The following is a 24795-nucleotide window of genomic DNA, read 5'->3' as shown; positions in this document are numbered from 1 at the left end:
TCATGACTCAAGCTGCTGAAGCCCCGTCCTCGAAACGCGACCTTCGCCAAGAAAATCAACGCGATGCAAAAACGCACGATGACGTCGTGCGTCTCCTCTCGTCCGACGAGCTCGCCGAGGCCTCCGACTTTTACGACGCCGCGCCCTGCACCGACTGAGCTTCTCCGTGGAGCCCCCGCGCCGCCGACCTACGGCGCGGGCATGAACGACTCTTCGACCCTCCGGTAGTCGAGCTCCACGTCGAGCCGCGCGAGCACCGAGTAGAAGCCGAACTGGAGACGGTTCATGAAGAGCATCTCCCTCGGCATCGCGAACACCTCGTGATCGTCCAGGGCGCGCACCTCGGCGCCCATCGCGTGCATGTCCTTGACGAGGCTCGCCGCGTAGTCCCGCGTGATGCGGTAGGGCGACGCGAACAGCGGCTCGAAGCACTTGCGTGAGTACGCGATCGAGAGATCTTCCTGCTTCCCGGGCCTCGACCCGAGCACCTTGCGCACGTACGTCGCGAAGGCCTTCTCGTCCCCCCGGCACGCGGCGCGGTGAAGGTCGGTCGCGTGGGCGCGTGTCGCCTCGGGGATCTCCTGCACGCACCCGTAGTCCATGAAGGTCACGGCGCCGCCGTCGTGGAAGAGGTAATTTCCCGGGTGCGGGTCGGCGTTGAACATGCCGCCGACGAGGTTGCCCTTGAACACGTAGCGCCACATGGTCTCGGCCCAGGCCACGCGCTCGGCCTCGCTCGCGGCGCACGCCTCGTCGAACGTCTTGCCCGTGACGAGCTCGGTGGTGAGCACGCTGCGCGACGAACGCTCGCGCACGAGCCGGGTCACGCGGACCTGCGGATCTCCCTCGTGGACGCCAGCGAAATGCTCCATGCGGCGCGCCTCGAGCTCGTAGTCGAGCTCCTCGCGGAAGCGCTGCCTCAAGGTCTCGAGGAGACCCTTCGAGTCGAGCCTGCGTGCCCCGCCCAAGGCCGCGAAGCTCTCGAGGATGCCGGCGCTCGCGAGGTCGCTCTCGACGGCGCCGCGGATGTTGGGGTGCTGCACCTTCACGGCCACGACACGGCCATCGTGCAGCGTCGCCTTGTGCACTTGACCGATCGACGCGCTCGCGATGGGCTCGTCGACGAACTCCGCGAAGAGCTCCCCGATCGGCGCCCCGAGCTCTTCTTCGACGAGGGCGCGGATGGCGGCAGGAGACGAACGCGGGGCTTGCGAGAGGAGCGCGCGCAGAGAGGCCTCGTACGCCTCACGCTGACCCTCGGGCACGATCCCGTCCACGTAGCTCGCCATCTGACCGACCTTCGCGGCGAGGCCCCTCAGGTTCCCGAGGACCTCGGCGGCCTTCTCCGCGGCCGCGTGCCCATCGGAGCGGGTGAGGGCGCTCGCGCCCGCCTGGACCCCGAGCTTCGCGAGCCGGGCCAACCGACCGAGGCGCGACTCCGGAATTTTCGAATACGGGTCTCGGCTCATGGTGCCATCGTAGGGCCACCCCGGCTCGGGGCGAGTGGCAAAATTCGTGAATGGTTTTCGGGTGTTGCGAGGGGGCTTGGGGCCGCGTACGCACGTGATCCGCCCGGGTCGCCGGGCCTGTGGTACCGGTGGGGCACGATCATGGATGCCGCGCTCGAACGTCTCGTCGCTCTCGTTCGTCGTGATCTCGGTGCCGAGGACGTGCGGGTCGTCGACTCCGCGCCCGCCTCCACGCCGAACACCCTCGTCGCGCGCCTCGCGGACGGTCGGCACCTCGTGGCAAGCTTCGTCGACGTGCCCGCCGACCACGACGCGCTCGCGCGCCGCCTCGAGATGCTCGCCGCCACCTTCGCGAGCGCCTTGGGGGGCGCCGAGACGGGCCACCTGCGCCTCTCTCCGGCCACGAGCCTCCACGAGGAGCTCCGCGCCCTCGCCCAACGCGCGCAGGCCTTCGACGCCCTCGTGGTCGACGCGCACTCGCCCATCGTCTGGGGCAGCGTTCTCCGGCGGCCCGTGGCCCGCGTCGCGCCGCCCGCCGAGCTCTCGCACCAGAAGCTCATCGACGTGCCCGAGTGGTCGAGCGAGGCCCCCGACCCGTACTTCGACGGCGGACAAGACCGCGGCTCCGGTCCCTCCCTCGAGACGCCCGCCGAGGACGCACGTCTGCTCGTGCTCTCGAGCGCCGTGGCCGAGCGTGTGCGCGAGCTCGCCACGCACGCCGAGGTCCACAAGGGCCGCCACTTCCGGCACGCCGAGTCGGGAGAAGGCGAGGGCCACTTCGCGATCTCGTTCGGGGGCATCTACGTGCTCGTGCTCGTCTACGAGGGCGTGTTCGACGAGCTCCGCGCCGAGCGCGCCACCCACGAGGCCCTCTCGCGCATCGAGCGGCTCGTGGCGGCGCTGCCTCCGCTCGACCCCGAGCCCCAGCCCATGGGCGGGGTGATCGCGTTCCGCAGGCAGCGCAAATAGCCGAAACGGCTCACGATCTCGTCGGATCGTGAGCCGCTTCGTTCGGGCCCCTCGGGGCCTCGGCTGCGCGCGCGAAAGGGCCTCGGGCCTCCGCCTCAGTGGTCGGCGTAGCGCTTCTTGATCGTCGGCAGGAGGTACTCCTCGAACGCGCGCTCCACGTCCCAGTTGGGCTTCCAGCCCCAGTCGCGGCGGGCGCGGGTGTCGTCGACGTCCTCGGGCCAGGAGTCGCAGATTTTGTTCCGCACGGCGTCGGGGGCGTACGTCACCTCGGCCTTCGGGAAGTGCCGCTTCACGCGCTCCTCGATCTCTTCGGCCGAGAGGCTGAAGCTGCCCACGTTGTAGACGCTGTCGGTGAGCTTCGCGCGGTCGGCCTCGAGCATGCCCATGAGCGCGTTCACCGCGTCGGGCATGGCCATGAACGGGATGCGCGTGTCCTTGCGGACGAAGCACGCGTACGGCTCGCCCTTCGCGGCGGCATGGAGCATCTCGGGGCCGAAGTCGCTCGTGCCGCCGGTGGGCACGGTCTCGGCCGAGATGAGCCCCGGGAATCGCAGGCTGCGGAAATCGAGGCGCGCGGCGTTCGCGAGGGCGCCGAGCTGGCGGAAGTGCTGCGTGAAGTACCGGCCGAGGTGCTCGCAGTAGAGCTTGTTGCAGCCGTACATGGTGATGGGCACGTTGAAGTCGCCCTCGGCCACGCGCCCCGCTTGGTGCTTCGTGGGCACGTCGGGCAGGCCGTAGACGGCGATGCTGCTCGGGAACACGAAGCGCACCGGGCGCCCGAGGCGGCCCGACTGGTTCTGCGCGACGCGCAAGAGGTGGAGCGTACCCTCGACGTTCACCTGGTGGGCGAGCTCGGGATCACGCTCGCCGCGCGTGGAGAGGAGCGCCGCGAGGTGGAACACGACCTCGATCTCGTGGTGCGCGGCCACCTGATCGAGCAGGTACTTGTCCATGATGTTGCCCGCGTACGTCTCCAGGCAGAGCGGGCGGTAGCGCTCGGGGAGCGGCGTGAGGTCCACCGTGACGGCGCGGTAGCGGCCTTCGGTGTGGAGGCGCTGGAGGAGCGAACGACCGATTTCGCCGTTGGCGCCGGTGACGAGGACGACGGGTTTCGACATGGAGGCCGTACGCTAGTCGGGCCGCGGCCCCGGGGTCAACGCGGCCCCGAGGGGGGAATTCTCGGGGCTTCGTGGCACGATGCGTCGCCGAGGCGGAAATCTTTCGCCCTTTCGGGTAGCATCTCGCCCGTGGATCCCGCCCCGGCGCTCGCGACGAAGGTCTGCCCCGCGTGCAGCGCCAAGTACCCGCAAGACGCCCTCTTTTGCCCGAACGACGGCGCGCCGCTCCAGAGCAGCACGAGCCAGGCGCGCTCGGGCGAGGGCCCCGATCCGTACCTCGGGCGCGAGATCTCCGGCCACATCGAGGTGAAGCAGCTCGCCGGCGTCGGCGCCATGGGGCGCGTCTACCGCGCGTTCCAGAAGGGCATCGACCGCGACGTGGCCGTCAAGGTCCTCCACCGCGAGCTCTCCGCCAACACGCAGCTCGTGGCGCGGTTCACCCGCGAGGCCAAGGTCGCCTCTCGCCTCCATCACCCGAACGTGGTGCAGGTGCTGCTCGCAGGTCAGCTCCCCGACGGCGCCATGTACATCGTCATGGAGTTCCTCGACGGCATGTCGCTCCAGAGCGCGCTCGCCGCGTCGTCGGGCGCCATGCCGCTCGGTCGCGTGCTGCACATCGGTCTCCAGCTCTGCGACGCGGTCGGAGAGGCTCACGCGCAAGGCATCGTGCACCGCGATCTCAAGCCCGAGAACGTGATGCTCGTGCGCCGTGGCGAGGACCTCGACTTCGTGAAGGTGCTCGATTTCGGCATCGCGCGCATCAACTGGGGCGAGCAGTCGATGGCCACGGCGGCCGGGCTCATCTTCGGGACGGCCCGCTACATCTCCCCCGAGGGCGCGCAAGGCGAGCAGGTCAACCCCTCGGGCGACGTGTACTCGATCGCGACGCTCCTCTACCAAATGCTCGCGGGCCGAACGCCGTTCGAGGGCGATCAGGCCGTCGCCATGTTGCTCTCTCAGATCCACGACACGCCGCCGCCGCTGAGGTCGCACGCACGCGCCGCCTACGTGCCCGAGCCCATCGCCGACGTCATCATGGCGAACCTCGCGAAGAGCCCGGCCCAGCGCCTCCCCGACGCACGCGCCTTCGGCCGCTCTCTCGCCGAGGCGGCGCTCCGCGGAGGGCTCGCGCCGGAGGACATCGGGCCGCTCGCGGGGCTCGGACGCAGGCCGAGCGGGGTGCTCAAGCTGGCGAGCCTCGAGCGCACGCGCAAACACGAAATTACTCAAGAAGATCAAGACCGTATGGCCAGGGTGCCGGCGGCTCCCTCGCGCCCCACGGGCACCGAGATCGCGTCTCTGCCAGGGAGCGCGACGGTGCGTTGGACGCCCCCCGATGCCCTCCCGCAGGCCGTCGAGGCCACCCTCGACGACGAGCCCGCGCCCGCTCCGCGCGTCACGCCTCCGCCTCCCACGGCGCTCTCTCCGGCGTCGCCCTCGGTGCCCCGTCCGCCCGCGTCCGCGCGCGTCGTGTCGGCGCAGCCGTCCGCCGACAGGCCGTCGAGCCCGCGTGATTCCCACCCGACCACCCCGCCCGAAGACGAGCCCCTGCCCGAGAAGCGTCACGGGCGCTCGTCGGTGGCCATGCTCGTGCTCGTGTGCTTCGTGCTCGGCGTGCTGCTCGCCGTCGGCGTCGCCTACAAGATGGGACGCCTCGGCCCCGATCACGCCCTCGAGGCCGAGGTCACGCGCGCCAACGCCGCGTTCTCGAGCCATAGGCTCTACGAGCCCCCGGGCGACAACGTGCGCGAAATCACGGCGCTCGCGCTGCAAAGGTGGCCCCACGAGGCGCGCCTCCTCGACCTCCGGAAGCAGGCCGCGGACGAGCTCGTGAGCCTCGCGCGGGTCGAGCGGAACGTGCCCGAGGCCCTGCGGATCGCCAAGATCGCCCTCGATCTCGATCCGACCGATCTCGCCGCCAAGCGCCTCGTCGAAGACCTGGAGGGCGACCTCGCCAAGCTCGTGCCCGAGGCCCCGCCCGTGATTCCGCTCACCACGAAGCCCGCGGGCCAAGGTGGCGCACCCGCGCCGTCGGCGTCGTCGGCCAAGGCCTCGGCGTGTGTGCTCGACATCTCGCCCGACAAACCGCGCGTCGGCCAGCAGGTCACGTTCGTCGCGCGGATCTCGCCTGGAAAAGCCAAGGTCGAGGCCGCGACGTTCACGGTCTCCGGGGCGACGCTCGCTTCGGCCACGATGCCCGCCGTCGGAGGGCAGGGGGGCGTGTTTCGCGGCGGGTTCGCGTTCCTCGAAGCGGGCACGTTCGACGTCACCTTCACGGCTACGGTCGACGGGGCGCCAGCACGCGCCGAGCGAAGGGTCGTCTCGCAGGCCGCCGGTGCCGCACCCACGGCGCCTCCCACCACGCCCCCCACGGCACCTCCCACGGCGCCCGCCCCGTCGGCCTCCGGTTCGCGATGGCTGTAGGTTGCAGGTTTTCACGGGGGGCCATCGGGCTCTCGGTCGCGCTCCTCGTCTCCGTCGTGGCACTCCGTGAGGCTCGGGCCGACACGAAACGCGGGCCCGAGCTGTCCGCGGCGCTCGAGGTCGCGAGCCTCGTGCTCCCCACGGCGGGCCTCCTCGACGCGAACAAGGCGGTCACGACGGGCGCCGACGTCGCGATGCCCGTAGGCTTCCATTTCCTCTATCGGCAGGGCCGGCTCGCCCTCGGGGTCACCGCGTCTCTCGCGCTCTTCGCGCTCACGAACTCGGCCTATTCGGGCACGCCCGAGCTCCCACGAACGCACGAGCGAGGCTATTTTCAGCTCGCCCCGGAGCTCCGTGTCTTCGTCCACGACAGCGGTCCGTTCGAGGTGTCCGTCGGAGGCAAGGCCGGGCTCGTCATGGTGGCCGATCGGTACGCGAACGTGTCGAGCCTTCGGGTGCCGTCGAACTACGGCGTCAAGACGGTCTCCGTGCGGTCCGAGGGGGTCGTCGCCATGGCTGCCGTCGGCGGCGCATGGCGCTTCGGTCGCATCTTCTCTCTCGGCCTCGATCTCCGCGCGGGCGCGCTCGCCGTACCGGTCGGCGCGGCGTGCCTCCCCGGCGGCGATTGCCCGACCATGAACGGCCTCTACCCGGCGTTCGAGCTCGGCGTCGCGTTCGCCGTCATCCGCGGCCTCTGAGCGCGTTTGGCGCGCACGATTTGCGACGCCGGGCCCTTCGACGTGCGCCGCCTTGCGCGCCTCATCCCGCGCGGCGCGAGCGCTTGCTCGCGGATCGACTCGGGCGATATCGTGCAAGGCTGGACGTTTCGAAGCTTTTGGAGGGTGACATGAACATCGTACGGATGGGTATCTTCGCGGCGGTCTCGGCGCTCACGCTCTCGGCCAACCTCGTCGCCTGCAGCTCCGACGACACGACCACCGCCGACGCCGGCCCCGCCGCGCAGCCCGGCACGGTCAACACGCAGAACGCGAAGGCGAGCTCCACGACCTACGTGGGCGGTGTGTCGCAGGCCGTCGACAAGAACGACGGGCAGTCCGCGCTCGGTCAGCTCATCGCCGGCGCGCAACAGGCGCAAGGCATCGTGACGCCCTCGGCCGGGGGAGGCACGGCGCCGCGCACCGCGAACGTGCGCCTCGCCGACGCGATCGGCCAGGTGTCTCAGGCCATCACCTCGTGCGACGACGCCTGCACGGGCACGACGTGCACCTTCAAGAGCTGCGGCTCGGACGAGGGCGGGAACAGCATCGTCATCGACGGCACCCTCTCGTGGACGGGCGGCAACCTGAAGTGCGTCGGCCTCACGTACGCGATCACCCAGATGGGCGGAACGAAGACCACGATCACGCTCGACTGCGACGTGACGGCGACGTCCTCGAGCCTGAAGGGCACCATCAAGAGCACGGGCGCGACCACCCTCAGCGCCGCGCAGGCCGGCGCCAACGCGGGCGAGCTGAAGTGGTCGAGCGACACCACCTTCAACGACGTGAAATACGCGAACGGCAAGCCCACGAGCGGGAGCGTCAAGGTCTCGGCCACCTACAGCGTGGCCGGCCAATCCTACAGCGGCTCGGCCGAGGTCACGTTCCCGTGACGATGGTGTAATAGCTCGTATTCGTTGAACAAAGTCGCCCCTGTCCGTTCGCGCGGTCAGGGGCGCGCCGCTTCACGGAGCTCGTGTGGCGTCGGCCGTGAACAGCGCGACGAGCACGGCGATTCGCTCGAGCGACAGGGCGAGGAAGGCGAGCAGCGCGACGCTCCTCAAGGTGGGCACGAGGCCTCGCGCCGCGGCGAACGGCGCGCGCACGAGCACGACCGACGACGCGGTCGACACGACGTGAGCCGCGAGGATCGGGCCAGCCACCACGAGGGCCACGGTCGCTCCGGCAGCGAGGGTGCTCACGGTGCGCGAGAGCACGTCGGTCGCGAGCGTCGTGCGCCCGACCGCGAGCGCGATCGCCTTCGGGCCCCCCGCGGCGAAGAAGAGCGCGCCCGAAAGCAGCGAGAGCAGCGTGGCGACGGGCGTGCTCGCGTCGCGAGAGACGGCGAGCTGAGCATCCACACGCGGGCCACCGAGGTCCTCGACGAGACCCCCGGCCATCGTCGCCGCCCACAGCGGGAGCGCCGCGGCGAGCGCGAGCGGGAGCCCCACGAGCACGTCGACGGCCCACGAGACGACGACGCCTCCGGGCTCGAGCACCGACAGCGACGCCGTGGGCGCCACGGCGAACGCGAGCACGAGCGCCATCGACGCGCGGACCTGGGGAGAGACGCCGCGTAGCCCGAACGCCGGCACCACGATCACCGTAGGCAAGATCCGGAAGAAGCCACGCGACAGCCCGAGGGCCGTTTCGCCCAGGGAAAACGCGCGCGCGACCTCTTCGAACAGGCCTTCCACCACGGTCGCGGATAGCACGCCCCCGCGGCGAGGTGCATAACGCGTTTCGCGTAGCGCGCGCTCGGCAACGGCTCCGGCCCTCCCGTGGTGTTGACGAGCGGCGCGCGTCTCTCCATGCTGCGCGCCATGGCGCTCGACCTCACCCTCGTTGGCAAGTCCTCGGAACCGGTCTCGTTCACGTACGCATGGAAGGACACGGTGCTCTACGCGCTCGGCGTCGGCGCCCGCAAAGACGAGCTCGACTACCTCTACGAGGGGCACGGGCCCAAGGTGCTCCCGAGCTTCGCGGTCGTCCCCATGTTCGACCCGATGTTCGAGCGCGTCGCCAAGACGGGCGGCGATCTCTCCATGGTGGTGCACGGCGGCCAGAGCGTGAAGCTCCACAAGCCCTTCGCGGCCTCGGGCACGGTGTCCACCGTCGCCACGGTCCGCGCCATGTACGACATGCGCAGGTTCGCGAACGTCCTCATCGACACGGTGACCCACTGCGAGAAGGGTGAGCTCCTCGCCGAGACCACGGCGAGCATCATCTTCCGCGGCGAGGGCAACTGGGGCGGTGATCCGCCGCCGAAGGAGCCCAAGGTGGCCGAGGTCCCGAAGGACCGCGAGCCCGACTTCGTGATCGAAGAGAAGACGAGCCCCGAGCAGGCCCTCCTCTACCGCCTCTCGGGCGACATCAACCCGCTCCACGCCGATCCGGTCTTCGCCGAGAAGGTGGGCTTCACCCAGGGCCCCATCCTCCACGGCCTCTGCACGTACGGGCACATGGTTCGTCACGTGGTCAAAGGTGCGTGCGGCGGAAAGGGCGAGAACGTGCTCGCGTTCGACGCTCAGTTCCGCAAGCCCGTGTGGCCCGGCGATACGATCGTCACCGCCGGCTACCGCGTCGACAAGGGGCTCTTCGCCCTCAAGGTCACGGTCAAGGAGCGCGACGAGTCCGTGCTCACGAACGCCTGGGCGCGCGTCGCCGAGTAACATGTAGAGCGCACGCGAATGGCGCGTGTGTCCTGCACGCGAATGGCGAGCCCCGCGGGGCGAATCGTCGCGGTGAACGCGTAGAATAGCGTGTATCCTCCCTGGAAATGACGAAGGCCCCGCGGGTGAACGCGAGGCCTTCGTCGTGTCGTTCGGGGTGAGCCTCAGCGTGTGCGTCGACGCGCGCGCCCGACGGCCACGAGCCCCACCGCGAGGCCCAAGGCCACGGCGCCGATCGAGCCCGACGCCACACCGGGGCCCGCGCTGCAGCCGCTCTCGGTCGCCGCGCCGTCCTCGGGTTGGGCGCTCGGGCTACCTCCGGGGTTGTTCGGCGTGCCGGGAGTGCCGGGAGTGCCGGGCGTCGTGCCGGTGGGCGTGGGCTTGGGGGTCGAGCCGCCGTCGGTCGTGGGGCCTGCGTCGCTCCCCGGGGTGGTGCCCGAGCACGGCGCGCCAGCCTTCACGCTCGTGTCGCTCAACGCGGTGTCGCCCGCGAGGGCCGTATCGGCGAGCAGCGCCTTCGCGTCGGCGTCGTTCTTGAGCACGGCCATGAAGTGAGCCGTCGCGTATTTCGCGTGCACGGTCTGACGGGCGGGGTTCGCCGCGGTGCCACATCCGACGACAGGCGTCCCGCAGAGCCCCCTCGCGGCGTTCTCACCGTCGCAGTGCGAGGCGCCAACCACGGTCGCGAGCGTGAGCGGACCGGTCGTCGCAGGGCCGAAGCCCTTCCACTCGGCGTTGACGTTGCACTGCCCCGGGTTCGCGAAGAGCACGAGAGTGGGGCTGCAGAGCGTCGCAAAGGCGGTTTTTCCGCGCCCGCCGTTGTCCACCGGGTCGAAGAGCACCACGGCCCCCGGCTTCACCTTGGCGGCGGCCAGCGTCGTCGCGAGCCCGCCGGCCGAGTGACCCTCGAAGCCGACGCGCGTCTTGTCGGCCTTGGGCACGGCGGTCGCGACGTCGTTCACGAGGGTGACGATCGTGTCGCCGTTCTTCACGTGGTCCGGCGAGAGCCCGCCCGGGAAATCGGGCACCGCGACCACGAACCCGTAGCTCGCGAAGTGCTCGGCCCACCCGAGCTGATTCGCCGACGACGCCGAGAACCCGTGGCTCGCGACGAGGATCGGGTACGGACCCGCGCCGTTCGGCACGACGAGCTTTCCGCCCGTGGCCGCGCCGGCCGGCAGGTTCGAGGTGGTCGTCGCTTCGGGGCCCTTGGCGCCGAAGTCGGTGGCCGCGAACGACGCCGAAGCGTGCGTGATCGCGGCGAGCGTGAGAGCCGTAGAGATGACCGTTCGGGGCGCCTTCATGGCCGACACGATAGAGGTCTCTCGCCGCCACGCAAGCCGAAGTGGCCCGTATTTTCTCGGAGGATCGGCCTGATCCTACGCGCGATCACGAGGATCGCACCGCTCCTCCAAAAGGGCGCTCCGGCCCCGGAAGCTCATCCTGAGGGGCCGCGGGTCGTGTGTTCTTCAATACCCGTGCGTCAGCGCGTTCACGCACGAAGCGATGCCCACGATGCTCAGCACGATCACGGCGATGGCGAGGCGGATCCAGAAGAGCGCGTTCCCGAACGAGGTCATCGCCGAGAAGAAGCCGTTCGGTCGCTGGTAGTGGACGTGCGGCTGCCCGTACGTCGCGCCGAAGGGCTGCACGTGAGCCTGAGGCGGTGGCTGAGGTCCGCCGTAGCCCTGAGGGGGGGCGCCGTAGGGAGCGGGCGGTTGGCCGTAGCCCTGAGGGGGCGCGCCGTAGGGAGCGGGCGGTTGGCCGTAGGCTTGGGGAGGCGCGCCGTACGGCTGGGCACCGAACCCGGGCGGCGCCGCGGCGGGCATGGGGGTGCCGCAATAGGCGCACGCGGTGGCCCCAGGGCTCTGAGAGGCCGCGCCGCACTTCGGGCACGCAGGACCGGACATCGACATGAAAAACCTCCCTTGGCTCCCTCGTCCTCGAGGATAGCGTTGGACGGAGCCACGTCGCCACCATTCGCGCGCATGCGTCACTCATTTGAGAGGTGTGAGTCGACCGCGGCTTTTGCACCCGAAAAACGGGTCGCGCCGAGCTCGGGCGCCCGGCCTCCCGCGGGCGCTCGCTTTTTGCTATGGAGCACGGCGTTTTCAGCGTCTCAGCACCCCTCAACGAACGAGAGCTCCCCATGGCCAAGCTGTCCAAGTCCATCGTCATCGTCGGCGCCAAGCGCACCGCGTTCGGCACCCTCTCGGGCACCCTCAAGGGCGTGTCCGCGAACGATCTCGCCGTGCACGCCGCCAAGGCCGCCCTCGCGCAGTCCGGCATCGCCGCCGCGGACATCGGCCACGTCATCATCGGCAACGTCATGCAGACGAGCGCCGACGCCATCTACTGCGCGCGCCACGTCGGCCTCAAGGCCGGTCTCCCCATCACGACGCCCGCGCTCACCGTGAACCGCCTCTGCGGCTCGGGCTTCCAGGCCATCATCAACGGCGCCGAGCAGATCCTCCTCGGCGAGACCGAGGCCGTGCTCGTCGGCGGCACCGAGAACATGACCCAGGCCCCGCACGTCCTCCGCGGCGCGCGTGACGGCTGGGCGTTCGGCAAGGCCCCGCAGGTGGGCGACTCCCTCTGGGACGGCCTCACCGACAGCTACTGCCAGACCCCGATGGCCATCACGGCCGAGAACCTCGCGCAGAAGCACGGCATCACGCGCGAGATGTGCGACGAGCTCGCCATGTCGAGCCAGAAGCGCTACGCCGCCGCCCACGAGAAGGGCCTCTTCAAGGACGAGATCGCCCCGCTCGAGATCGCCCAGAAGAAGGGCTCGGTCACCTTCGAGAAGGACGAGCACCCGCGCGCGAGCACGCCCGAGCAGTACGCGAAGCTCCCGCCCGTCTTCAAGAAGGACGGCGTCGTCACCGCCGCCAACGCCTCCGGCATCAACGACGGCGCGGCCTGCCTCGTCCTCACCACCGAAGAGTACGCCAAGGCGAAGGGCCTCACCCCGCTCGCGCGCCTCGTCTCGTGGGGCGTCGCCGGCGTCGAGCCGAACATCATGGGCATCGGCCCGGTCCCGGCGATCCGTCACGCCCTCGCGCGCGCCGAGCTCGCCCTCAAGGACATGGACCTCGTCGAGGTCAACGAGGCCTTCGCCGCGCAGTACCTCGCGTGCGAAAAAGAGCTCGGCCTCGACCGCGAGCGCACCAACGTCGACGGCGGCGCCATCGCCCTCGGTCACCCGCTCGGCGCCTCGGGCGCCCGCATCACCACGCACCTCACGTACGAGCTCCGCCGCCGCAACGCGAAGTACGCCGTGGGCTCCGCGTGCATCGGCGGAGGCCAGGGCCTCGCCGTCCTCATCGAGCGCATGTAATCTGCAACTACCTCGATCCCCTCGAGGTGCGTTCACGACCCACGTGGCCTGGCAGCCCGTTGATTTAGGGACCGAGGCCCGTCGTCGCCCGCGCCCGCGCCGCCGAGGCGCGCTCCGAGGAGCCCGCGGAGCCTAGTTTTCTAGGTGAGCAGGCACCGTAGGAGCGCAACGAAGGCGGGCGGGATGCGGCGGCGACGGGCCGACGGGAGTAGATCAACGGGCTGCTAGGGGGCCCCTCCGAGCGCGAGAGCGAGCAGGGGTGCCCCCACCGCCGGGTGCTCGGCCTAACGGCCTGCGCGCCCGGCACCTCCCCCAAACGCGCGGAAGCCGCGCGAGGGGGAGGTCCCACGTCACCCATAACCCCCCGTCACGACAAGGGAATCTCGGCACCCTTGGCGCCCTGCGCCCGCCGCGAGGCCAAAGCCCGCGCCGCGCACGCCGCCGCGATCGCCAAGGCCAGCGGCACGTCACCGAACCGCGTGTACGGCGTGGGAGCCGTGTCGAGCAGGGCCACCTCGACGTCGAGCGCCTTCGGCAGCGGCGCGTCGTAGCGCGAGCGCACGCGGCCCGTCGCGTCGACGAGCCCCGTAGGCCCGAGGTTCACGGCGCGCGCCAAATCACGCCGCGTCTCGATCGCGCGCAGCACCGCGAGGCGCAGGTGGAGCTCGCCCTCGGCGCTCCCGGCAAACCACGCGTCGTTCGTGAGGTTCACGAGCACGTTGGGCCGCGTCTGCATGGCTTCGCGCCCCGCTTCGGGCAGGTTGTCCTCGTAACAGACGAGCACCCCGGCCCGCACCTTGCTGGCCTCGAGCGCGACGCTCTCTTCTCCGGGCACGAGCCCCGTGCCCCGCGCGAAGGTCTTCTTCATCCACGGGAGCTCCTCCGCGAAGGGCACGTGCTCCCCGAACGCGAGCAGGTGCCGCTTGTCGTACGGCACGGAGAGCGTGCGATCGCCGCGCGCCACGAGGGCCGAGTTCGTCTGATCGGTCGAGGTCTTGGCCATGACGAGGCCCACGATCACCGGGCCGTGCACGTCGTGGGGGAGCACGTCGCGTCGCATGTACGAAGGCGGAAACGCCCGCGCCGAGTGCGGCAACGTGTACGGGTACGCGGCCTCGGGCCACACCACGAGATCCACCCCGCGGCTCTCGGCGGCTCGCGTGAGCGCGTGGAGCCGCCCCGCGATGATCTCGGCCGCGGCCGGGTCCCACCGCGTCTTCGCCTCCGTCCCCGGCTGCACGAGCGCGAGCGTGGCCTTCGGGGCGAGCTGTCGTGTGCGCTCGACCCGCGCCATGGCGAGGGCCCCGTACCCGAGCAGCGTCGCGCCCACGAGACCCGCGAGCCCAAGCGTGACGAGCCTCCGTCTCGCGATCTTCGTCGTCACGCCCTCGGCCACGAGCGCGCACCCCGCGGCGACGAGGAAGCTCACCCCCCGCTCTCCCACGAGCTCCGCGGCCTGCACGACCACGGGCCACGGCGAGAGGCCTCCCGCCGGCGTCCACGGGAAGAGGGCGGGCACGAAGAAGCCCACGAACGTGCCCGCTGGGAACGCCAAAAACCAAGGAATACCAAGGAGATGCAGGCGCTTCGCGAGCCCGGCCCCGATGCCCCACGCGAGCCCCTGCGCGAGCGACAGGAGCACCCACGCGAGCAGCGCCACGGCGTAGGGGAGCGGCGTGAACCGCACGATCACCTCGGGCACGAAGCGCAGCGCGACGAGGTTCGCGCCCGCCCCGAACGCGAGCCCGAACAGGGCCCCCTCACGCCACGATCGTGCCCTCGCCGCGACGAGCGCGAGGCCCACGAGGCCCACGAGCACGCTCCCCGTGAGGTTCGTCGGGGGAGCGGTGAGCGCGAAGATCGCCCCACAAACGAGCGCGAGCGCCGATCCGACCGTGCGGGGATGGCGCTCGAGGGGGCTCATGCAGGCAAGATACCCGGAACCTTGCCCGGGTATTCCGCCGTCAGAAGTAGAAGGTGATGCCGCCGTTCACGAGCGCGCCACCGGAGGTGTTCGTGGTGCGGCCCGACGCGTCCATGAACTCGGGGCCGCCGTTTTTGTCCATGCGGGAGCGGACGAAGCCGCGCACGTCGAAGTTGAGGGCCACGACGCGCGAGAGGCGGATCTCGATACCGATGCCACCCTGGCCGCCGAAGTACGTGTATTTGCGGTCGAAGCTCGCGTAGGTCGGGTAGTACGAGTCCTCGGCCGATACCCGCGCGCTCGAGATGCCGATGCCGCCGAGCAGGTAGAACTGGGCGCGGCTCTTCGGGTTCAAGAAGAGGATGCCGTTCGCCGTGCCCATGGTCTCCACGCGGCGGTAGCCGTTGTAGTCGGTGCCGCCGGCGACGTCGATGTTGGCCTCGAGCGCGAACGCGGGCACCGGACGGAAGCGGAGGCCGAGGCCGATGAGCCCCATCCCCGCGTCGCCCGATCGCCCCGAGCCGAGCGCGATGCCGGCGAGGTGGAGGTTCAGACCCCACTCACGGTGCGGGGTGATGCGACCCGGCGGGCGCGGCGTGTACTGATAGACCGTGGGGGCCTCGCGGGGCGAGACCACGACCACGGGGGGAGGGGGCTGGTACACGACGACGGGCGGGGGGGGCGCAGGGGCCGCCGCGGGCGTGGTGGTCGTCGTGGTGGTGGTCGTCGTGGTCGACCCCGCGGCCGGAGCTGCGGGTGCGGCGGGCGCCGTCGCGGGCGGGGCATCGGCGCAGAACCAGCTCCCAGGGGGACAGTTGGCGTCCTGCGCGTGCGCGAGGCTCGGCACCGCGGAGAGCGCGCCGAACGCGAGGACCGAGGCGACCAAACGAGAGCGAGTAGACGGGACGTTCATGGGCGGGCGCTCCTGCCGACGGGCGGCTCCTCGTACCGAGAAGAACCTACCTGACGGAACGGTAGGGTCCTAGCAACACGAGTGCCACGCGCTCGAAGAGGATTGTGGCCGATTTTCCATCGTTCGTCCCCTGGCGCTGTTGACCGCGGTTCACAAGGCGACGACAACGGGTGTCGCCGAGCGTCGGGCCCCGTGCAGACTTGCCCCAGGCCCCGAAAGTCGGGCAAAAGGGGCCACGGTCCCGTCCGCCCGACCCCATTTTCGCGAAAGAGCTGCGCAAACGTGCATCCCCCCGAGCCCATCGTTCGCCTGAAGCCCGGTCACGTCCAGCCGGTGTGGACGGGCCACCCATGGGTCTTCGCCCAGGCCATCGACGACGTCCGTGGCGGCGCCACCCCGGGCGACGTGGTCCGCGTCGAAGACCCTCGCGGAGGGTTCTTGGGCCGTGGCTTCTACTCGCCGAAGAGCGCCATCGCCGTGCGTGTCGTCACGCGCGAGGCCGAGCTCCCCATCGACGCGGCCTTCTTCCGCACGCGCATCCACGCGGCGCTCACCCGCAGGCTCTCGCTCGGCCTCGGGGACGAGGCGACCGACGGGTACCGGCTCGTCCACTCCGAGGGCGACGGGCTCCCCGGCCTCATCGTCGATCGCTTCCGTGACGTGCTCGTCGTGCAGCTCCTCACGATCGGCATGAAGCTCCGCGAGGCGATGGTGCTCGAGGCCCTCTCCGACGTGATCGAGCCCAAGGCCATCGTCGATCGCACCCCCGAGCACTCGGCGAAGGCCGAGGGGTTCGCGCGCGGCGAGGGCGTGGTGCGCGGCACGTTCGACGGCGAGCTCCGCTTCCGTGAGCGAGGGTTCGACTTCCGCCTCCCGAAGGAGCTCGGCCAGAAGACGGGCTACTACTTCGATCAGCGAGGCCTCCGCGCCCGCGTCGAGCAGCTCGCGCGGGGCAAGCGCGTCCTCGATGCGTACAGCTACGTCGGCGCGTTCGGGCTCGCGGCGGCGCGCGGTGGCGCTAGGGACGTCGTGTGCGTCGACGACAGCGCGATCGCCGTCGAGGTCGGCGCTACGCTCGCCCGAGAAAACAAGCTCCCCGACGTGATGGCCTTCGCCAAACACGACGCCCGCGCCGCCCTCCGCGAGGCCCACTCCTCGTACGACCTCGTGGTGTGCGATCCGCCTCGTCTGGCGCCCTCGAAGGCGTCCCGCGATCAGGCTCAGAAGGCCTACGCGGAGCTCGCGAAGCTCGCGACGAGCGCGGTGAAACCCGGTGGCCTGCTCGTGTTCTGCTCGTGCTCGGCCGCGGTCGACATGAACGCGCTCACCCGCGCCCTCGCGGTCGGGGCCCAGCGCTCCAACACCACGGCCGTCGTGCTCGAGCGCCACTTCCAGGGCTTCGATCACCCCGTCGGCGCGGCCTTCCCCGAGGGGCTCTACTTGAAGGCGCTCGTCGCCGAGGTGCTGCACCGATGATCCCGCTCGCGAAGCTTACGCGCGAGGAGGCCTCGCGCATCGACGGGCTCCTCTTCGATCTCGACGACACGCTGCTCTCGCACGGCCGCCTCGAGGAGGCCGCCTACGCGAGCCTCTTCGCCATGAAACGCGCGGGCCTCCGCTTGGTCGCGGTCACCGGGCGGCCTTCGGGCTGGGGCGAGGTGCTCGCGCGCCAGTGGCCGGTCGACGGGGTGGTCACGGAGAACGGCGGCATATCCGTCTTTCGTGAGGGAAATCATGTGGTTAGGGTCGACGTTTGTTCGCCCGAAGAGCGTCGATCGCGCCGCGTGCGGCTCGGGCGCATCGTCGAATCCGTGCGCTCGGTCGTCCCCGAGGTGCGCCTCTCGGACGACGTCGACGCGCGTGTCTCCGACGTCACGTGGGACGTGGGCGAGCGCGTGAAGCTGCCCGAAGACAGGGTGGCCCTCCTCGTCGACGAGATCCGCGCGAACGGCGCCCGCACCACGCGCTCGAGCGTCCACGTGCACGCCTCGTTCGACCCTCACGACAAGGCGAGCGGCGTCGTGGCGTTCCTCGCGCACAGGTTCGGGGAAGACGCCGGGCGCGCGCTCTCGCGGTACGCCTACGTGGGCGACAGCGGCAACGACGCCCCTTGTTTTTCGGCGTTTCGTGTCACCGTCGGGGTGGCGAACGTGCGCACGGCCCTCGGTCGGCTTCCTGTCCCCCCGAGGTTCGTCACGAGCGGCGAGCGGGGCACGGGGTTCTGCGAGCTCGCGCACACGCTCGTGGCAAGCCGCGGCTGAGCGCCTTCCTCGCGCGCAGCGCCAGCCGACGGGACCGATTCTCGGGCGAGGCGCGCGACGGGCGGCTACGGACCGTTCGCCTTGAAGAGCAGGTCGAGCTCGGTCGCGGTCAAGGCGCGTCGGTAGATTCGAACGTCCTCGAGCGCGCCGTCGACCGTGCAGCAATCGGCGCGCGCGCCGATGTAGGCGGGGCGGGTGCTGTTGCGTTGCGCGGCCGGGATCCCCACCGTGGTCGAGGCGACCACCTTGCCGTCGACGTAGAGCCGGACGGCGATCCCCGGATCGAACACGGCCGCGACGTGCTTCCATTGCCCCAAGGGGAACGTGCGCAGGCTCGTGAAGACGTAGTCGTTCGGCCCCGAAGCGACGCGAAAGTCGAGCGAGCCGTCGACGTCGACGAACAGATCCCAACCGCGGTCGCCGTCGCTCGCGCTCTTCGCGAAGATGCGGCCGTACGAGGCCACGGTCCTCACGTTGATCCACGCCGACAGCGTCATGCCACCTTCGAGCTTGAGCGCGGCCGGATCGCCGAGATCGATGCGGGCTCCCGTGTCGCCTCCGACGAACGACAGAGCCTTGCGGCCCTTCCGACCTTCGACCCACGTCCCCCCGTAGAGGGTGCCCACGAGCGCGCTCGAGGTGCAGTCGGAGATGCGTGTCCCGCTGCCCTCGTCGAGGCGCCATCGTCCGACGAGATCCTGCTCGTCGCAACGGGGCGTCGAGGTGTCCGCGCCAGCCTCGGGCGCCGAGGCCTCCACGCTCGGGGAGGTCGCGTTGTCCGGCACGGACGCCTCGCGCAACTCCTCGCCCGCGTCTCCGCCGGTGGTGACCGTGGAGAACTCCGTGCATGCCGCCGCGAGGGCCACGAGCCCTCCGACCACGAGTGGCGCGGAGTGAGGTCTCACCGAGAGAGACGGTAGCATTCGGGATCGAAGGAGGCACGCGCGTTCGCCCTGACGCTGCGGGCCTCACGGAGAGGCGATGAAGGTCGACGAGAGCACCTTCGAGGGCCCGCCGTTCTTGATGCAGTCGATCTTCTTTTGGGTCGGCCTGAGGCCGCAATCGCAGGCGAATCCGCTCACCGTGCAACCGCACGCCGTGCAGACGTTGGTCGTCGTCCAGATCGTGTCGTCTCTCGAGATCGACAGCTCGGGGCCCGTCGCAAGCTCTACCTCGTAGGGCGCGTCTCCGTCGTCGGGTGCGCCCGCACACCCCGCGACGAGCCCGCTGAGGGTGATGGCTCCTGCGAGCGCCCACACGACCTGACCGAACGACCGAATGTTCATGACCGAGCCTCCTTGTTGGACTTGCGTGGCTCCTTCGCCATCGCACGAGGAGGTACGCCGCGCGCGCCGCCGATCTGACGAAGAATCGTCGACCTTCGCCTCGAAGCGCAGATGAGCGAACATGGTGTCGAGGCGGGGACTACGTCGGCGGTCGATTTCGTCGCGGCTCGTCGTACGCTCTACGAATGCGCCTATCTCTTATTTCACTTCTTCAGTCGATCGCGTTGGCCTCCGCTACGGCAACGGCCATGGCCGCGTGCGGTGGCACCACGAGCCCAGGTGAAACGGACGTCGACGAGGACGGCATCCCGCCGCTCGCCGAGTCACTGTGCGAGAACGGCCAGGTCGTCGACGAGTACCGTGGGCACACTCTCTCGGACAAGGCCGAGGGGCTCGAGATCCGCCTCGCCTCGCAGACGAGCGAGGACGCGGGAGCGTCGTTCACGGTCCTCGGGACGTCGGGTGAGCTGTGCAAGAGCGCGGCCGACAAACCTGCGTGTCTCGCCGCGGTGAAGGCCGCGAGCGCGACCGGTGGGTGGAACCCCTACACCGACGACGTCGGGCCTTCGCGGATCGGTCGCGCGTACGCCGTGTCCACGAAAGGCTCGACCGTGACGGTGCACGAGTCCTTGGCCGCGCTGCTCGACGTCATCCGGCCCATCGACACACGCTCCGAAGCCGTACTCGTCGCGAAGCAAAACAAACACGGGATCGGCTGCACGAAACCGAACGCTCGCCCTCTGCCCGAGGGGGGCTACGAGCTCATCACCCAGACCGGCGGCGCGTGCTCCGATCTCGTCGAGCACCTCGTGCGGGTCGGCGCCGACGGCAGCTTCACGATCGTGAAGAGCGTGATCGTGCGCGAGTACCCGAAAGACCAGCCGTGCGCCGTGGGGCGAAGGCCCGAGGGGCTCGTGTCGTGCGCCGAAGGGGGCGCGCGCTGGTCGGCGTCGCTCGGGGCGCTCTTTTCCGAGATCGCGCACCTCGAGGCTGCGAGCGTCCATACGTTCGCCGACCTGCGTGAGCGTCTCTCGGCGCTCGGTGCGCCCGCCGAGCTGCTCGAGCGGCTCGCGCGCGCCGAGGCGGACGAGGTCCGCCACACGGAGGCCATGTCCCGCTTGGCCACACGCTTCGGTGGCGCCGTGAGGGCGCCCGTGATCACGCCCGTGGGGGAGCGATCGCTCTTCGAGCTCGCCGTCGAGAACATGCGAGAGGGGTGTGTCCGTGAGACCTACGGCGCGCTCCTCGCGAGCTACCAGGCCTTGTGCGCGCGCGATCCCGAGGTGCGCGAGGTGATGCGTGCCGTAGCCCTCGACGAGGCGGCGCACGCGGAGCTCTCGTGGGATTTGGCTTCGTTCTATCGCGCTCGCCTCGGCGACGCGGAGAACGCGGCGCTCGAAGCGGTCAAGCGTGAGGCGATCGACGAGCTTGCGATCGCGGTGCGCGAGGCGCCCTCTCCGGACGTCGTCCTCGAGGCCGGGATGCCCGACGCCAACGTGGCCGCGCATCTCCTGGCCGAGCTCGACGCTCGCTGGCTCCGCGCCGCGTAGCGCTTCGGTCGGAAGTGGGGGTGGCATTCTCGGCCCCTTCGCACGCGCCAGGCTCGGCGAGCGGAGGGGCCACGCCGTCCTATCGGCGGGGCGGCGGGTGGATCGGGTGCTTGAGCGAGAGCTTCATGGTCAGGCCTCCTTCGGGTCGGTCGCGCGTCGTCCGCCACCACGCCGCCGGCCCTCGGGGCGAGGGAAGTCGCGGCGGTCCTCTCCCGTGCGACGGTCGTCACGCTTGCGGCGTTCGGGGGTCGTCTTCGGGGGAGACGGGGTGGCGTTCTTGGGCATGCCTCGAGGAGAAACAGGGTCGCGAGAGAAGGCCAAATTTTTCGCGCCGATTCTGTCGGAGGGCCGGGCGCGGGGAAGATCCGACCGACGTTGGCGGCAAGTGTATGATTTTAAAGGAAACATGCCCTTTTCGTGCCTCATTTCTGAGGCGTGACTTCCCGCCATGGACGAGCCCGCTCCCGCAAGAGCGGCAGGCGTTCGCGCCAAGTACGCGGAATCTCGAGCGGCCTCGCGGAAAGATCCGACCGACGTTGGCCGCAAGGCTATGATTTTAAAGGAGACACGCCATTTTCCCGCCTCATCGACGAGGCGTGAATTTCCACCCCGGCTCAGCTCGGCCAGCTCCGCGCGGAGCTCCACCCTCTCGCCGTTCCGCGTGGGGCGACCGTCCGGGCTTCGGGCCCGACGCGCCCGCGCCTCGTGAAGTTGACGGGCGGAGACGGGCCACGTACGCACGAAGGTCATGCGCTCGTCGTCGCGGCTCCTCGTTCTCGGCGTCACCCTCGCGCTCGGTGGAGGCGCCATCGCGGCGTGCGACGGCGGCTCGGCACCCTCTCCCGCGTCTCCAGCGGTCGCCGCCCCGTCGCCACCACCACCCGCGGGAGACGCGAGCTCCGACGCCCAAGCCTCCGACGCCCAAGCCCCCGACGCCCAAGCCCCCGACGCCCAAGCCCCCGACGCCCAAGCCCCCGACGCCGAGCCCCCCCAAGACCTCGACGGCGCTTCGCCGGACGGGGAGACCTAGCCCCCGATCGATCGGGCTCCTCGGAACATAACGACTCGCAGCCCCGAGGCTTTTAGCCCTTCACGCCGCCGGCGGTGAGCCCCCCGACGAGCTGCCGCTGGGCGAGGTAGAAGAGCGCCATCACGGGGATGCTGACGAGCATCGCGCCGGCCGCGAACGGGCCCCAGGCGGCGTCGTGCTCGCCCACGAACCGCTGGAGCACCACGGGCAGCGTGAAGGCCGTCTCGCGCGAGAGCAGCGTCGCCGCCAAGATGAACTCGTTCCACGCGCTCATGAACGCGAAGAGCGCCGTGACCGCGATGGCCGGCCGCGCCGCCGGGAGCACCACCATGAGGAACGCCTGCGTGCGAGTCGCCCCGTCGACCATGGCGGCCTCTTCGAGCTCGACGGGGATCGTTTCGAACGAGCCGCGGAGCTGGAAAATCGCGAACGGCACCGAGGTGGTCGCGTACACGAGCACGAGGCCCGCGCGCGAGTCGAGGAGGTGCAGCGCCTCGAGCAGGAGGTAGAGCGGCACGGCGCTCGCGACGGTGGGGAACATCTGCGTCGCGAGCAAGGTGCCCATGCCGGCCTTCTTGCCGACGAACTCGAACCGCGCGAGCGCGTAGGCCGCCGGCGTCGCGATGGCCACGGCGACGATCGCGGTCGCGAGCGACACGACGAGGCTATTTCCGAGCTGCGCGAAGAAGAGCCCCGACCCGCCGCCGGTCACGATGCGGAAGTTCTCGAGCGACGGATCACGCGGGAAGGGGAGCGCGCCCGTGGTCGACGAGAGACCCCCTGCCGAGAACGCCAGCGTGACCACCCACAAGATGGGATAGATCGCGAAGCCCACCGCGGTGAGCAGCACCGTGTGCACGAGGATCGACTCGAGGAGCGAAGGCTTTTTGTCCATCAGGCGCGCCCCTTGTCTTCTTTCGGCGCGGTGAGCCGCTGCATCGTGCGCGACATGAGCAAGAGGAGCCCGAAGATGAGCACGGCGTAGGCCGCGGCGTAGCCGTACTGCGCGTTCCGCGTGAAGGCCCAGCGGTACGCCTCGGAGACGAGGATGTCGGTCTGCCCGTCGGGCTCGCCGCCCGAGACGAGGAACACGACGTTGAACATGTTGAAGGTCCACACGCTGCCGAGCACGACCGAGGGCAAGAGCGCGGGCGCGACGAGCGGCATCACCACGAGGCGGAAGCGCTGCCAGCGGGTCGCGCCGTCGACCTCGGCGGCCTCGAGCACGTCCTTCGGGACGGCCGTGAGCGCGCCCACCGTGACGACCATCATGAACGGGAACCCGAGCCACACGTTCGTGGCCACGTTCGCGGCGAACGCCGTGGAGAACTTCGAGAACCACGAGATCGGCTCGGCCCCGAAGAGCCCCAAGAGCGCGTTCACGGCCCCGTATTGCCTATGAAACATGCCCTTCCACGCGAGCGCCGTCACGTACGAGGGCACGGCCCACGGCAAGATGAGCAGCACGCGGTAGACGGCCTTCAGCTTGAGCAGCGGCCGCGACAAGATGACCCCGAGCACGAGCCCGATGCCCACGTGGAACGTCACGTTGACGAGCGTCCAGAGCACCGTCACGAGCAGCGTGAGCCAGAACGACCCGTGCCCGAGGAGCGGGCCGCCGCGCGCGGTGAGGATCTGCACGTAGTTCGAGAGGCCCACGTACTGCGGCTCGTTGCGTGTGCCCGCGAAGAACGACGTGAGCGTGCCGGCCACGAGCGGCAACACGACGAGCACGAAGACCACGACGGCCGCGTGCGTGACGTATTTGTACGCGGGCACCGAAGCGCGGAATCGGCTGGAAAAACCGGGCTCCCGCGCGTTCTTGACGGCCACCATGGCGAGCCCCACGAGCACGAGCGACACGGCCACGAAGAGGGGCGTGGGCGACGGGCTCGGCGGTGGGGGCTTCATCGCGTCGAGGAAGCGGGCGCGCGCCTCGTCGAGGGCGACCTTGGGCGTCGCGTCGCCGCGCACGGCCTTCTTGATGGCCTGCTCGAGCGGCACCCACGCGGCGCGCATCGCGGGCGTGGTCGGCATGGGGATGCCCGTCTCGGCGGCGGCGTGGAAGGCCGAGAGATCCCTGTCTTTCGCGACCTCCGGATCGTTCCACACGGCCTTCGTGGCGACGACCTGCTTGCCCACGAGGGCGCGCGTCCGTGCCGAGGGGAGGCTCCCGAGGTACCGCGCGAGGGCGACGGCGTTGGGGTTCTTGGCGCCGTCGGGCGAGAGCAGCGCCACGTCGACCGTGAGGAACGCGCGGAGCCGTGCGTCGCCTTGGTCGCGCAGCTTGGGCAGCGGGAAGACCTTGTAACTCTTGCTCTTTTTGGCGTCCGCCAAGAACCACGGGCCGCTGATGACGGCCTTGGTCTTGCCGCTCGCGAAGAGCTCGGTGACGAGCGCGCCGTTGGGCTCGTCGGGCAGGGCCTTCTGCTTCTTGAGCTCGAGGAGGAACGCGATCGACGCCTCTCCCTCGGGGCTCGCGGCGGCGAAGGTGCCGTCGGGGTCGACCATGCGGCCGCCGAACGCGTGGAGGAGCGGTGCGTGGAAGTAGGCGCTCTCGGCCTCGTACGCGAGGGGGAAGCTGCCGTCAGGGAGGCCGTCACGTTTGGCGAGGGCCTCGAGCGACGTGGGCTCGTTCGGCACGAGCGCGTCGTTCACGAAGAGCGCGAGCGACTTCTGCGCGAGCGGCACGCCGTACGTGGTGCCGTCGAGCGTGGCCGCAGCGAGCGCGGCGTCGTCGAAGAGGGCACGATCCTCGGGAGGGAGGGCAGCCCCCGCGGGCGCGACGAGATCGTTCTTTTTGTAGGACCCGAGGCGCTCGTGGGCGTCGACGAACACGTCGGGCCCGTGCGCGTGCGGGATGGCCGACTCGAGCTTGGTCGCGTACGCGTCGAAGGGCAGGGCGAGCACCTCGACCGAGACGCCGCGCTCCTTCTCGAACGCCGAGAGCACGGTCTTGAGCGCCGTCTCTTCTTCGCCGCGGTACGCGTGCCAGAGGACGAGGCGTGGCTTGTCGGCGCCTCCGCACCCCGGCAAAACGAACGCGAGCGCGAGCGCGAGGAACACGAAGGCCACGCGCACGAGCGCGGCGATGGGCCCCCCCAGGCGCTCGCGTCGTCG

General features: G+C 70.3%; 23 protein-coding genes. 11 read left to right on the top strand and 12 right to left on the bottom strand.

Going from position 1 to position 24795, the window contains the following annotated elements; translation table 11 throughout:
* Positions 1-2 precede the first annotated feature (2 nt).
* The gene (locus IPK71_34915; protein ID MBK8218951.1) at positions 3-158 is read left to right on the top strand and encodes a hypothetical protein; all 156 of its coding nucleotides are present in this window, start codon (positions 3-5) and stop codon (positions 156-158) included.
* A gap of 30 nt (positions 159-188) precedes the next feature.
* Here IPK71_34915 and IPK71_34910 read toward each other — a convergent pair whose 3' ends face one another.
* Complete coding sequence (locus IPK71_34910) at positions 189-1469, bottom strand: AarF/ABC1/UbiB kinase family protein (GenBank protein ID MBK8218950.1); 1281 nt, start codon at positions 1467-1469, stop codon at positions 189-191.
* A gap of 141 nt (positions 1470-1610) precedes the next feature.
* Here IPK71_34910 and IPK71_34905 point away from each other — a divergent pair, with 141 nt between their 5' ends.
* Positions 1611-2438, top strand: a complete 828-nt coding sequence (locus IPK71_34905) for a hypothetical protein (GenBank protein MBK8218949.1) — start codon at positions 1611-1613, stop codon at positions 2436-2438.
* A gap of 95 nt (positions 2439-2533) precedes the next feature.
* On the opposite strand, the gene IPK71_34900 is transcribed toward IPK71_34905, so the two are convergent.
* Positions 2534-3556, bottom strand: a complete 1023-nt coding sequence (locus IPK71_34900; protein ID MBK8218948.1) for an NAD-dependent epimerase/dehydratase family protein — start codon at positions 3554-3556, stop codon at positions 2534-2536.
* A gap of 129 nt (positions 3557-3685) precedes the next feature.
* Between IPK71_34900 and IPK71_34895 the strand changes: the two genes are divergently transcribed.
* The 3 genes from IPK71_34895 to IPK71_34885 all read left to right on the top strand — a co-directional run bounded on the left by IPK71_34895 (position 3686) and on the right by IPK71_34885 (position 7592).
* On the top strand, positions 3686-5980 hold the full coding sequence (locus tag IPK71_34895; protein MBK8218947.1) for a protein kinase: 2295 nt from the start codon (positions 3686-3688) through the stop codon (positions 5978-5980).
* Positions 5981-6036: 56 nt separating this feature from the next.
* On the top strand, positions 6037-6678 hold the full coding sequence (locus IPK71_34890; protein MBK8218946.1) for a hypothetical protein: 642 nt from the start codon (positions 6037-6039) through the stop codon (positions 6676-6678).
* A 149-nt stretch (positions 6679-6827) separates the two neighbouring features.
* Positions 6828-7592 carry a hypothetical protein gene (locus IPK71_34885; protein MBK8218945.1) on the top strand — a complete coding sequence of 255 codons (765 nt, stop codon included), beginning with the start codon at positions 6828-6830 and terminating at the stop codon, positions 7590-7592.
* 72 nt (positions 7593-7664) lie between these two features.
* On the opposite strand, the gene IPK71_34880 is transcribed toward IPK71_34885, so the two are convergent.
* Complete coding sequence (locus IPK71_34880; protein ID MBK8218944.1) at positions 7665-8396, bottom strand: flagellar biosynthetic protein FliR; 732 nt, start codon at positions 8394-8396, stop codon at positions 7665-7667.
* Between the two features lie 126 nt (positions 8397-8522).
* Here IPK71_34880 and IPK71_34875 point away from each other — a divergent pair, with 126 nt between their 5' ends.
* A complete protein-coding gene (locus IPK71_34875) occupies positions 8523-9371 on the top strand; it encodes a MaoC family dehydratase N-terminal domain-containing protein (protein ID MBK8218943.1) in 849 nt (282 codons plus the stop codon).
* A 164-nt stretch (positions 9372-9535) separates the two neighbouring features.
* Here IPK71_34875 and IPK71_34870 read toward each other — a convergent pair whose 3' ends face one another.
* On the bottom strand, positions 9536-10675 hold the full coding sequence (locus IPK71_34870) for a hypothetical protein (protein MBK8218942.1): 1140 nt from the start codon (positions 10673-10675) through the stop codon (positions 9536-9538).
* A gap of 165 nt (positions 10676-10840) precedes the next feature.
* Positions 10841-11287, bottom strand: coding sequence for a zinc-ribbon domain-containing protein (locus tag IPK71_34865; GenBank protein ID MBK8218941.1), 447 nt, complete (start codon positions 11285-11287; stop codon positions 10841-10843).
* Between the two features lie 233 nt (positions 11288-11520).
* Between IPK71_34865 and IPK71_34860 the strand changes: the two genes are divergently transcribed.
* On the top strand, positions 11521-12711 hold the full coding sequence (locus IPK71_34860; protein ID MBK8218940.1) for an acetyl-CoA C-acetyltransferase: 1191 nt from the start codon (positions 11521-11523) through the stop codon (positions 12709-12711).
* Positions 12712-13078: 367 nt separating this feature from the next.
* On the opposite strand, the gene lnt is transcribed toward IPK71_34860, so the two are convergent.
* Both lnt and IPK71_34850 read right to left on the bottom strand, forming a co-directional pair.
* Entirely contained in the window at positions 13079-14635 is a 1557-nt protein-coding gene (gene lnt / locus IPK71_34855; GenBank protein MBK8218939.1) for an apolipoprotein N-acyltransferase, read from the bottom strand.
* A gap of 40 nt (positions 14636-14675) precedes the next feature.
* Positions 14676-15548 carry a hypothetical protein gene (locus tag IPK71_34850; GenBank protein MBK8218938.1) on the bottom strand — a complete coding sequence of 291 codons (873 nt, stop codon included), beginning with the start codon at positions 15546-15548 and terminating at the stop codon, positions 14676-14678.
* Positions 15549-15857: 309 nt separating this feature from the next.
* Between IPK71_34850 and IPK71_34845 the strand changes: the two genes are divergently transcribed.
* Positions 15858-17024, top strand: a complete 1167-nt coding sequence (locus tag IPK71_34845; GenBank protein ID MBK8218937.1) for a class I SAM-dependent rRNA methyltransferase — start codon at positions 15858-15860, stop codon at positions 17022-17024.
* Complete coding sequence (locus tag IPK71_34840) at positions 17021-17809, top strand: HAD-IIB family hydrolase (protein MBK8218936.1); 789 nt, start codon at positions 17021-17023, stop codon at positions 17807-17809. Before IPK71_34845 ends, IPK71_34840 begins: the two co-directional genes overlap by 4 nt.
* Positions 17810-17874: 65 nt before the next feature.
* Here IPK71_34840 and IPK71_34835 read toward each other — a convergent pair whose 3' ends face one another.
* Positions 17875-18714, bottom strand: coding sequence for a LamG domain-containing protein (locus IPK71_34835; protein ID MBK8218935.1), 840 nt, complete (start codon positions 18712-18714; stop codon positions 17875-17877).
* A 63-nt stretch (positions 18715-18777) separates the two neighbouring features.
* Positions 18778-19095, bottom strand: a complete 318-nt coding sequence (locus IPK71_34830; GenBank protein MBK8218934.1) for a hypothetical protein — start codon at positions 19093-19095, stop codon at positions 18778-18780.
* 185 nt (positions 19096-19280) lie between these two features.
* Between IPK71_34830 and IPK71_34825 the strand changes: the two genes are divergently transcribed.
* Positions 19281-20645 (top strand): ferritin-like domain-containing protein, encoded by a 1365-nt coding sequence (locus tag IPK71_34825; protein MBK8218933.1) that lies wholly within the window; start codon positions 19281-19283, stop codon positions 20643-20645.
* A gap of 129 nt (positions 20646-20774) precedes the next feature.
* Here IPK71_34825 and IPK71_34820 read toward each other — a convergent pair whose 3' ends face one another.
* Positions 20775-20930: a hypothetical protein gene (locus IPK71_34820; GenBank protein ID MBK8218932.1), complete on the bottom strand. Its 156-nt coding sequence runs from the start codon at positions 20928-20930 to the stop codon at positions 20775-20777.
* A gap of 463 nt (positions 20931-21393) precedes the next feature.
* On the opposite strand from IPK71_34820, the gene IPK71_34815 reads away from it, so the two are divergent.
* Positions 21394-21675: a hypothetical protein gene (locus tag IPK71_34815; GenBank protein ID MBK8218931.1), complete on the top strand. Its 282-nt coding sequence runs from the start codon at positions 21394-21396 to the stop codon at positions 21673-21675.
* Positions 21676-21727: 52 nt separating this feature from the next.
* Here IPK71_34815 and IPK71_34810 read toward each other — a convergent pair whose 3' ends face one another.
* Both IPK71_34810 and IPK71_34805 read right to left on the bottom strand, forming a co-directional pair.
* On the bottom strand, positions 21728-22570 hold the full coding sequence (locus tag IPK71_34810; GenBank protein MBK8218930.1) for an ABC transporter permease subunit: 843 nt from the start codon (positions 22568-22570) through the stop codon (positions 21728-21730).
* Positions 22570-24768, bottom strand: a complete 2199-nt coding sequence (locus tag IPK71_34805) for an extracellular solute-binding protein (protein ID MBK8218929.1) — start codon at positions 24766-24768, stop codon at positions 22570-22572. The genes IPK71_34810 and IPK71_34805 overlap by 1 nt, the downstream gene beginning before the upstream one ends.
* Between the last annotated feature and the right edge of the window lie 27 nt (positions 24769-24795).

The organism is Myxococcales bacterium, assembly GCA_016712525.1.
Lineage (GTDB): Bacteria > Myxococcota_A > Polyangia > Polyangiales > Polyangiaceae > JAAFHV01.
This window is presented reverse-complemented; position numbering and strand designations above follow the sequence as displayed.

Excerpts from the sequence above, each read along its gene's own strand:
- IPK71_34875 (MBK8218943.1), top strand. The coding sequence starts at position 8,523 with ATGGCGCTCGACCTCACCCTCGTTGGCAAGTCCTCGGAACCGGTCTCG.
- IPK71_34810 (MBK8218930.1), bottom strand. The coding sequence starts at position 22,570 with ATGGACAAAAAGCCTTCGCTCCTCGAGTCGATCCTCGTGCACACGGTG.
- IPK71_34815 (MBK8218931.1), top strand. The coding sequence starts at position 21,394 with ATGCGCTCGTCGTCGCGGCTCCTCGTTCTCGGCGTCACCCTCGCGCTC.
- IPK71_34840 (MBK8218936.1), top strand. The coding sequence starts at position 17,021 with ATGATCCCGCTCGCGAAGCTTACGCGCGAGGAGGCCTCGCGCATCGAC.
- IPK71_34910 (MBK8218950.1), bottom strand. The coding sequence starts at position 1,469 with ATGAGCCGAGACCCGTATTCGAAAATTCCGGAGTCGCGCCTCGGTCGG.
- lnt (MBK8218939.1), bottom strand. The coding sequence starts at position 14,635 with ATGAGCCCCCTCGAGCGCCATCCCCGCACGGTCGGATCGGCGCTCGCG.
- IPK71_34860 (MBK8218940.1), top strand. The coding sequence starts at position 11,521 with ATGGCCAAGCTGTCCAAGTCCATCGTCATCGTCGGCGCCAAGCGCACC.
- IPK71_34885 (MBK8218945.1), top strand. The coding sequence starts at position 6,828 with ATGAACATCGTACGGATGGGTATCTTCGCGGCGGTCTCGGCGCTCACG.
- IPK71_34825 (MBK8218933.1), top strand. The coding sequence starts at position 19,281 with ATGCGCCTATCTCTTATTTCACTTCTTCAGTCGATCGCGTTGGCCTCC.
- IPK71_34830 (MBK8218934.1), bottom strand. The coding sequence starts at position 19,095 with ATGAACATTCGGTCGTTCGGTCAGGTCGTGTGGGCGCTCGCAGGAGCC.
- IPK71_34850 (MBK8218938.1), bottom strand. The coding sequence starts at position 15,548 with ATGAACGTCCCGTCTACTCGCTCTCGTTTGGTCGCCTCGGTCCTCGCG.
- IPK71_34870 (MBK8218942.1), bottom strand. The coding sequence starts at position 10,675 with ATGAAGGCGCCCCGAACGGTCATCTCTACGGCTCTCACGCTCGCCGCG.
- IPK71_34915 (MBK8218951.1), top strand. The coding sequence starts at position 3 with ATGACTCAAGCTGCTGAAGCCCCGTCCTCGAAACGCGACCTTCGCCAA.
- IPK71_34865 (MBK8218941.1), bottom strand. The coding sequence starts at position 11,287 with ATGTCGATGTCCGGTCCTGCGTGCCCGAAGTGCGGCGCGGCCTCTCAG.
- IPK71_34900 (MBK8218948.1), bottom strand. The coding sequence starts at position 3,556 with ATGTCGAAACCCGTCGTCCTCGTCACCGGCGCCAACGGCGAAATCGGT.
- IPK71_34820 (MBK8218932.1), bottom strand. The coding sequence starts at position 20,930 with ATGCCCAAGAACGCCACCCCGTCTCCCCCGAAGACGACCCCCGAACGC.
- IPK71_34905 (MBK8218949.1), top strand. The coding sequence starts at position 1,611 with ATGGATGCCGCGCTCGAACGTCTCGTCGCTCTCGTTCGTCGTGATCTC.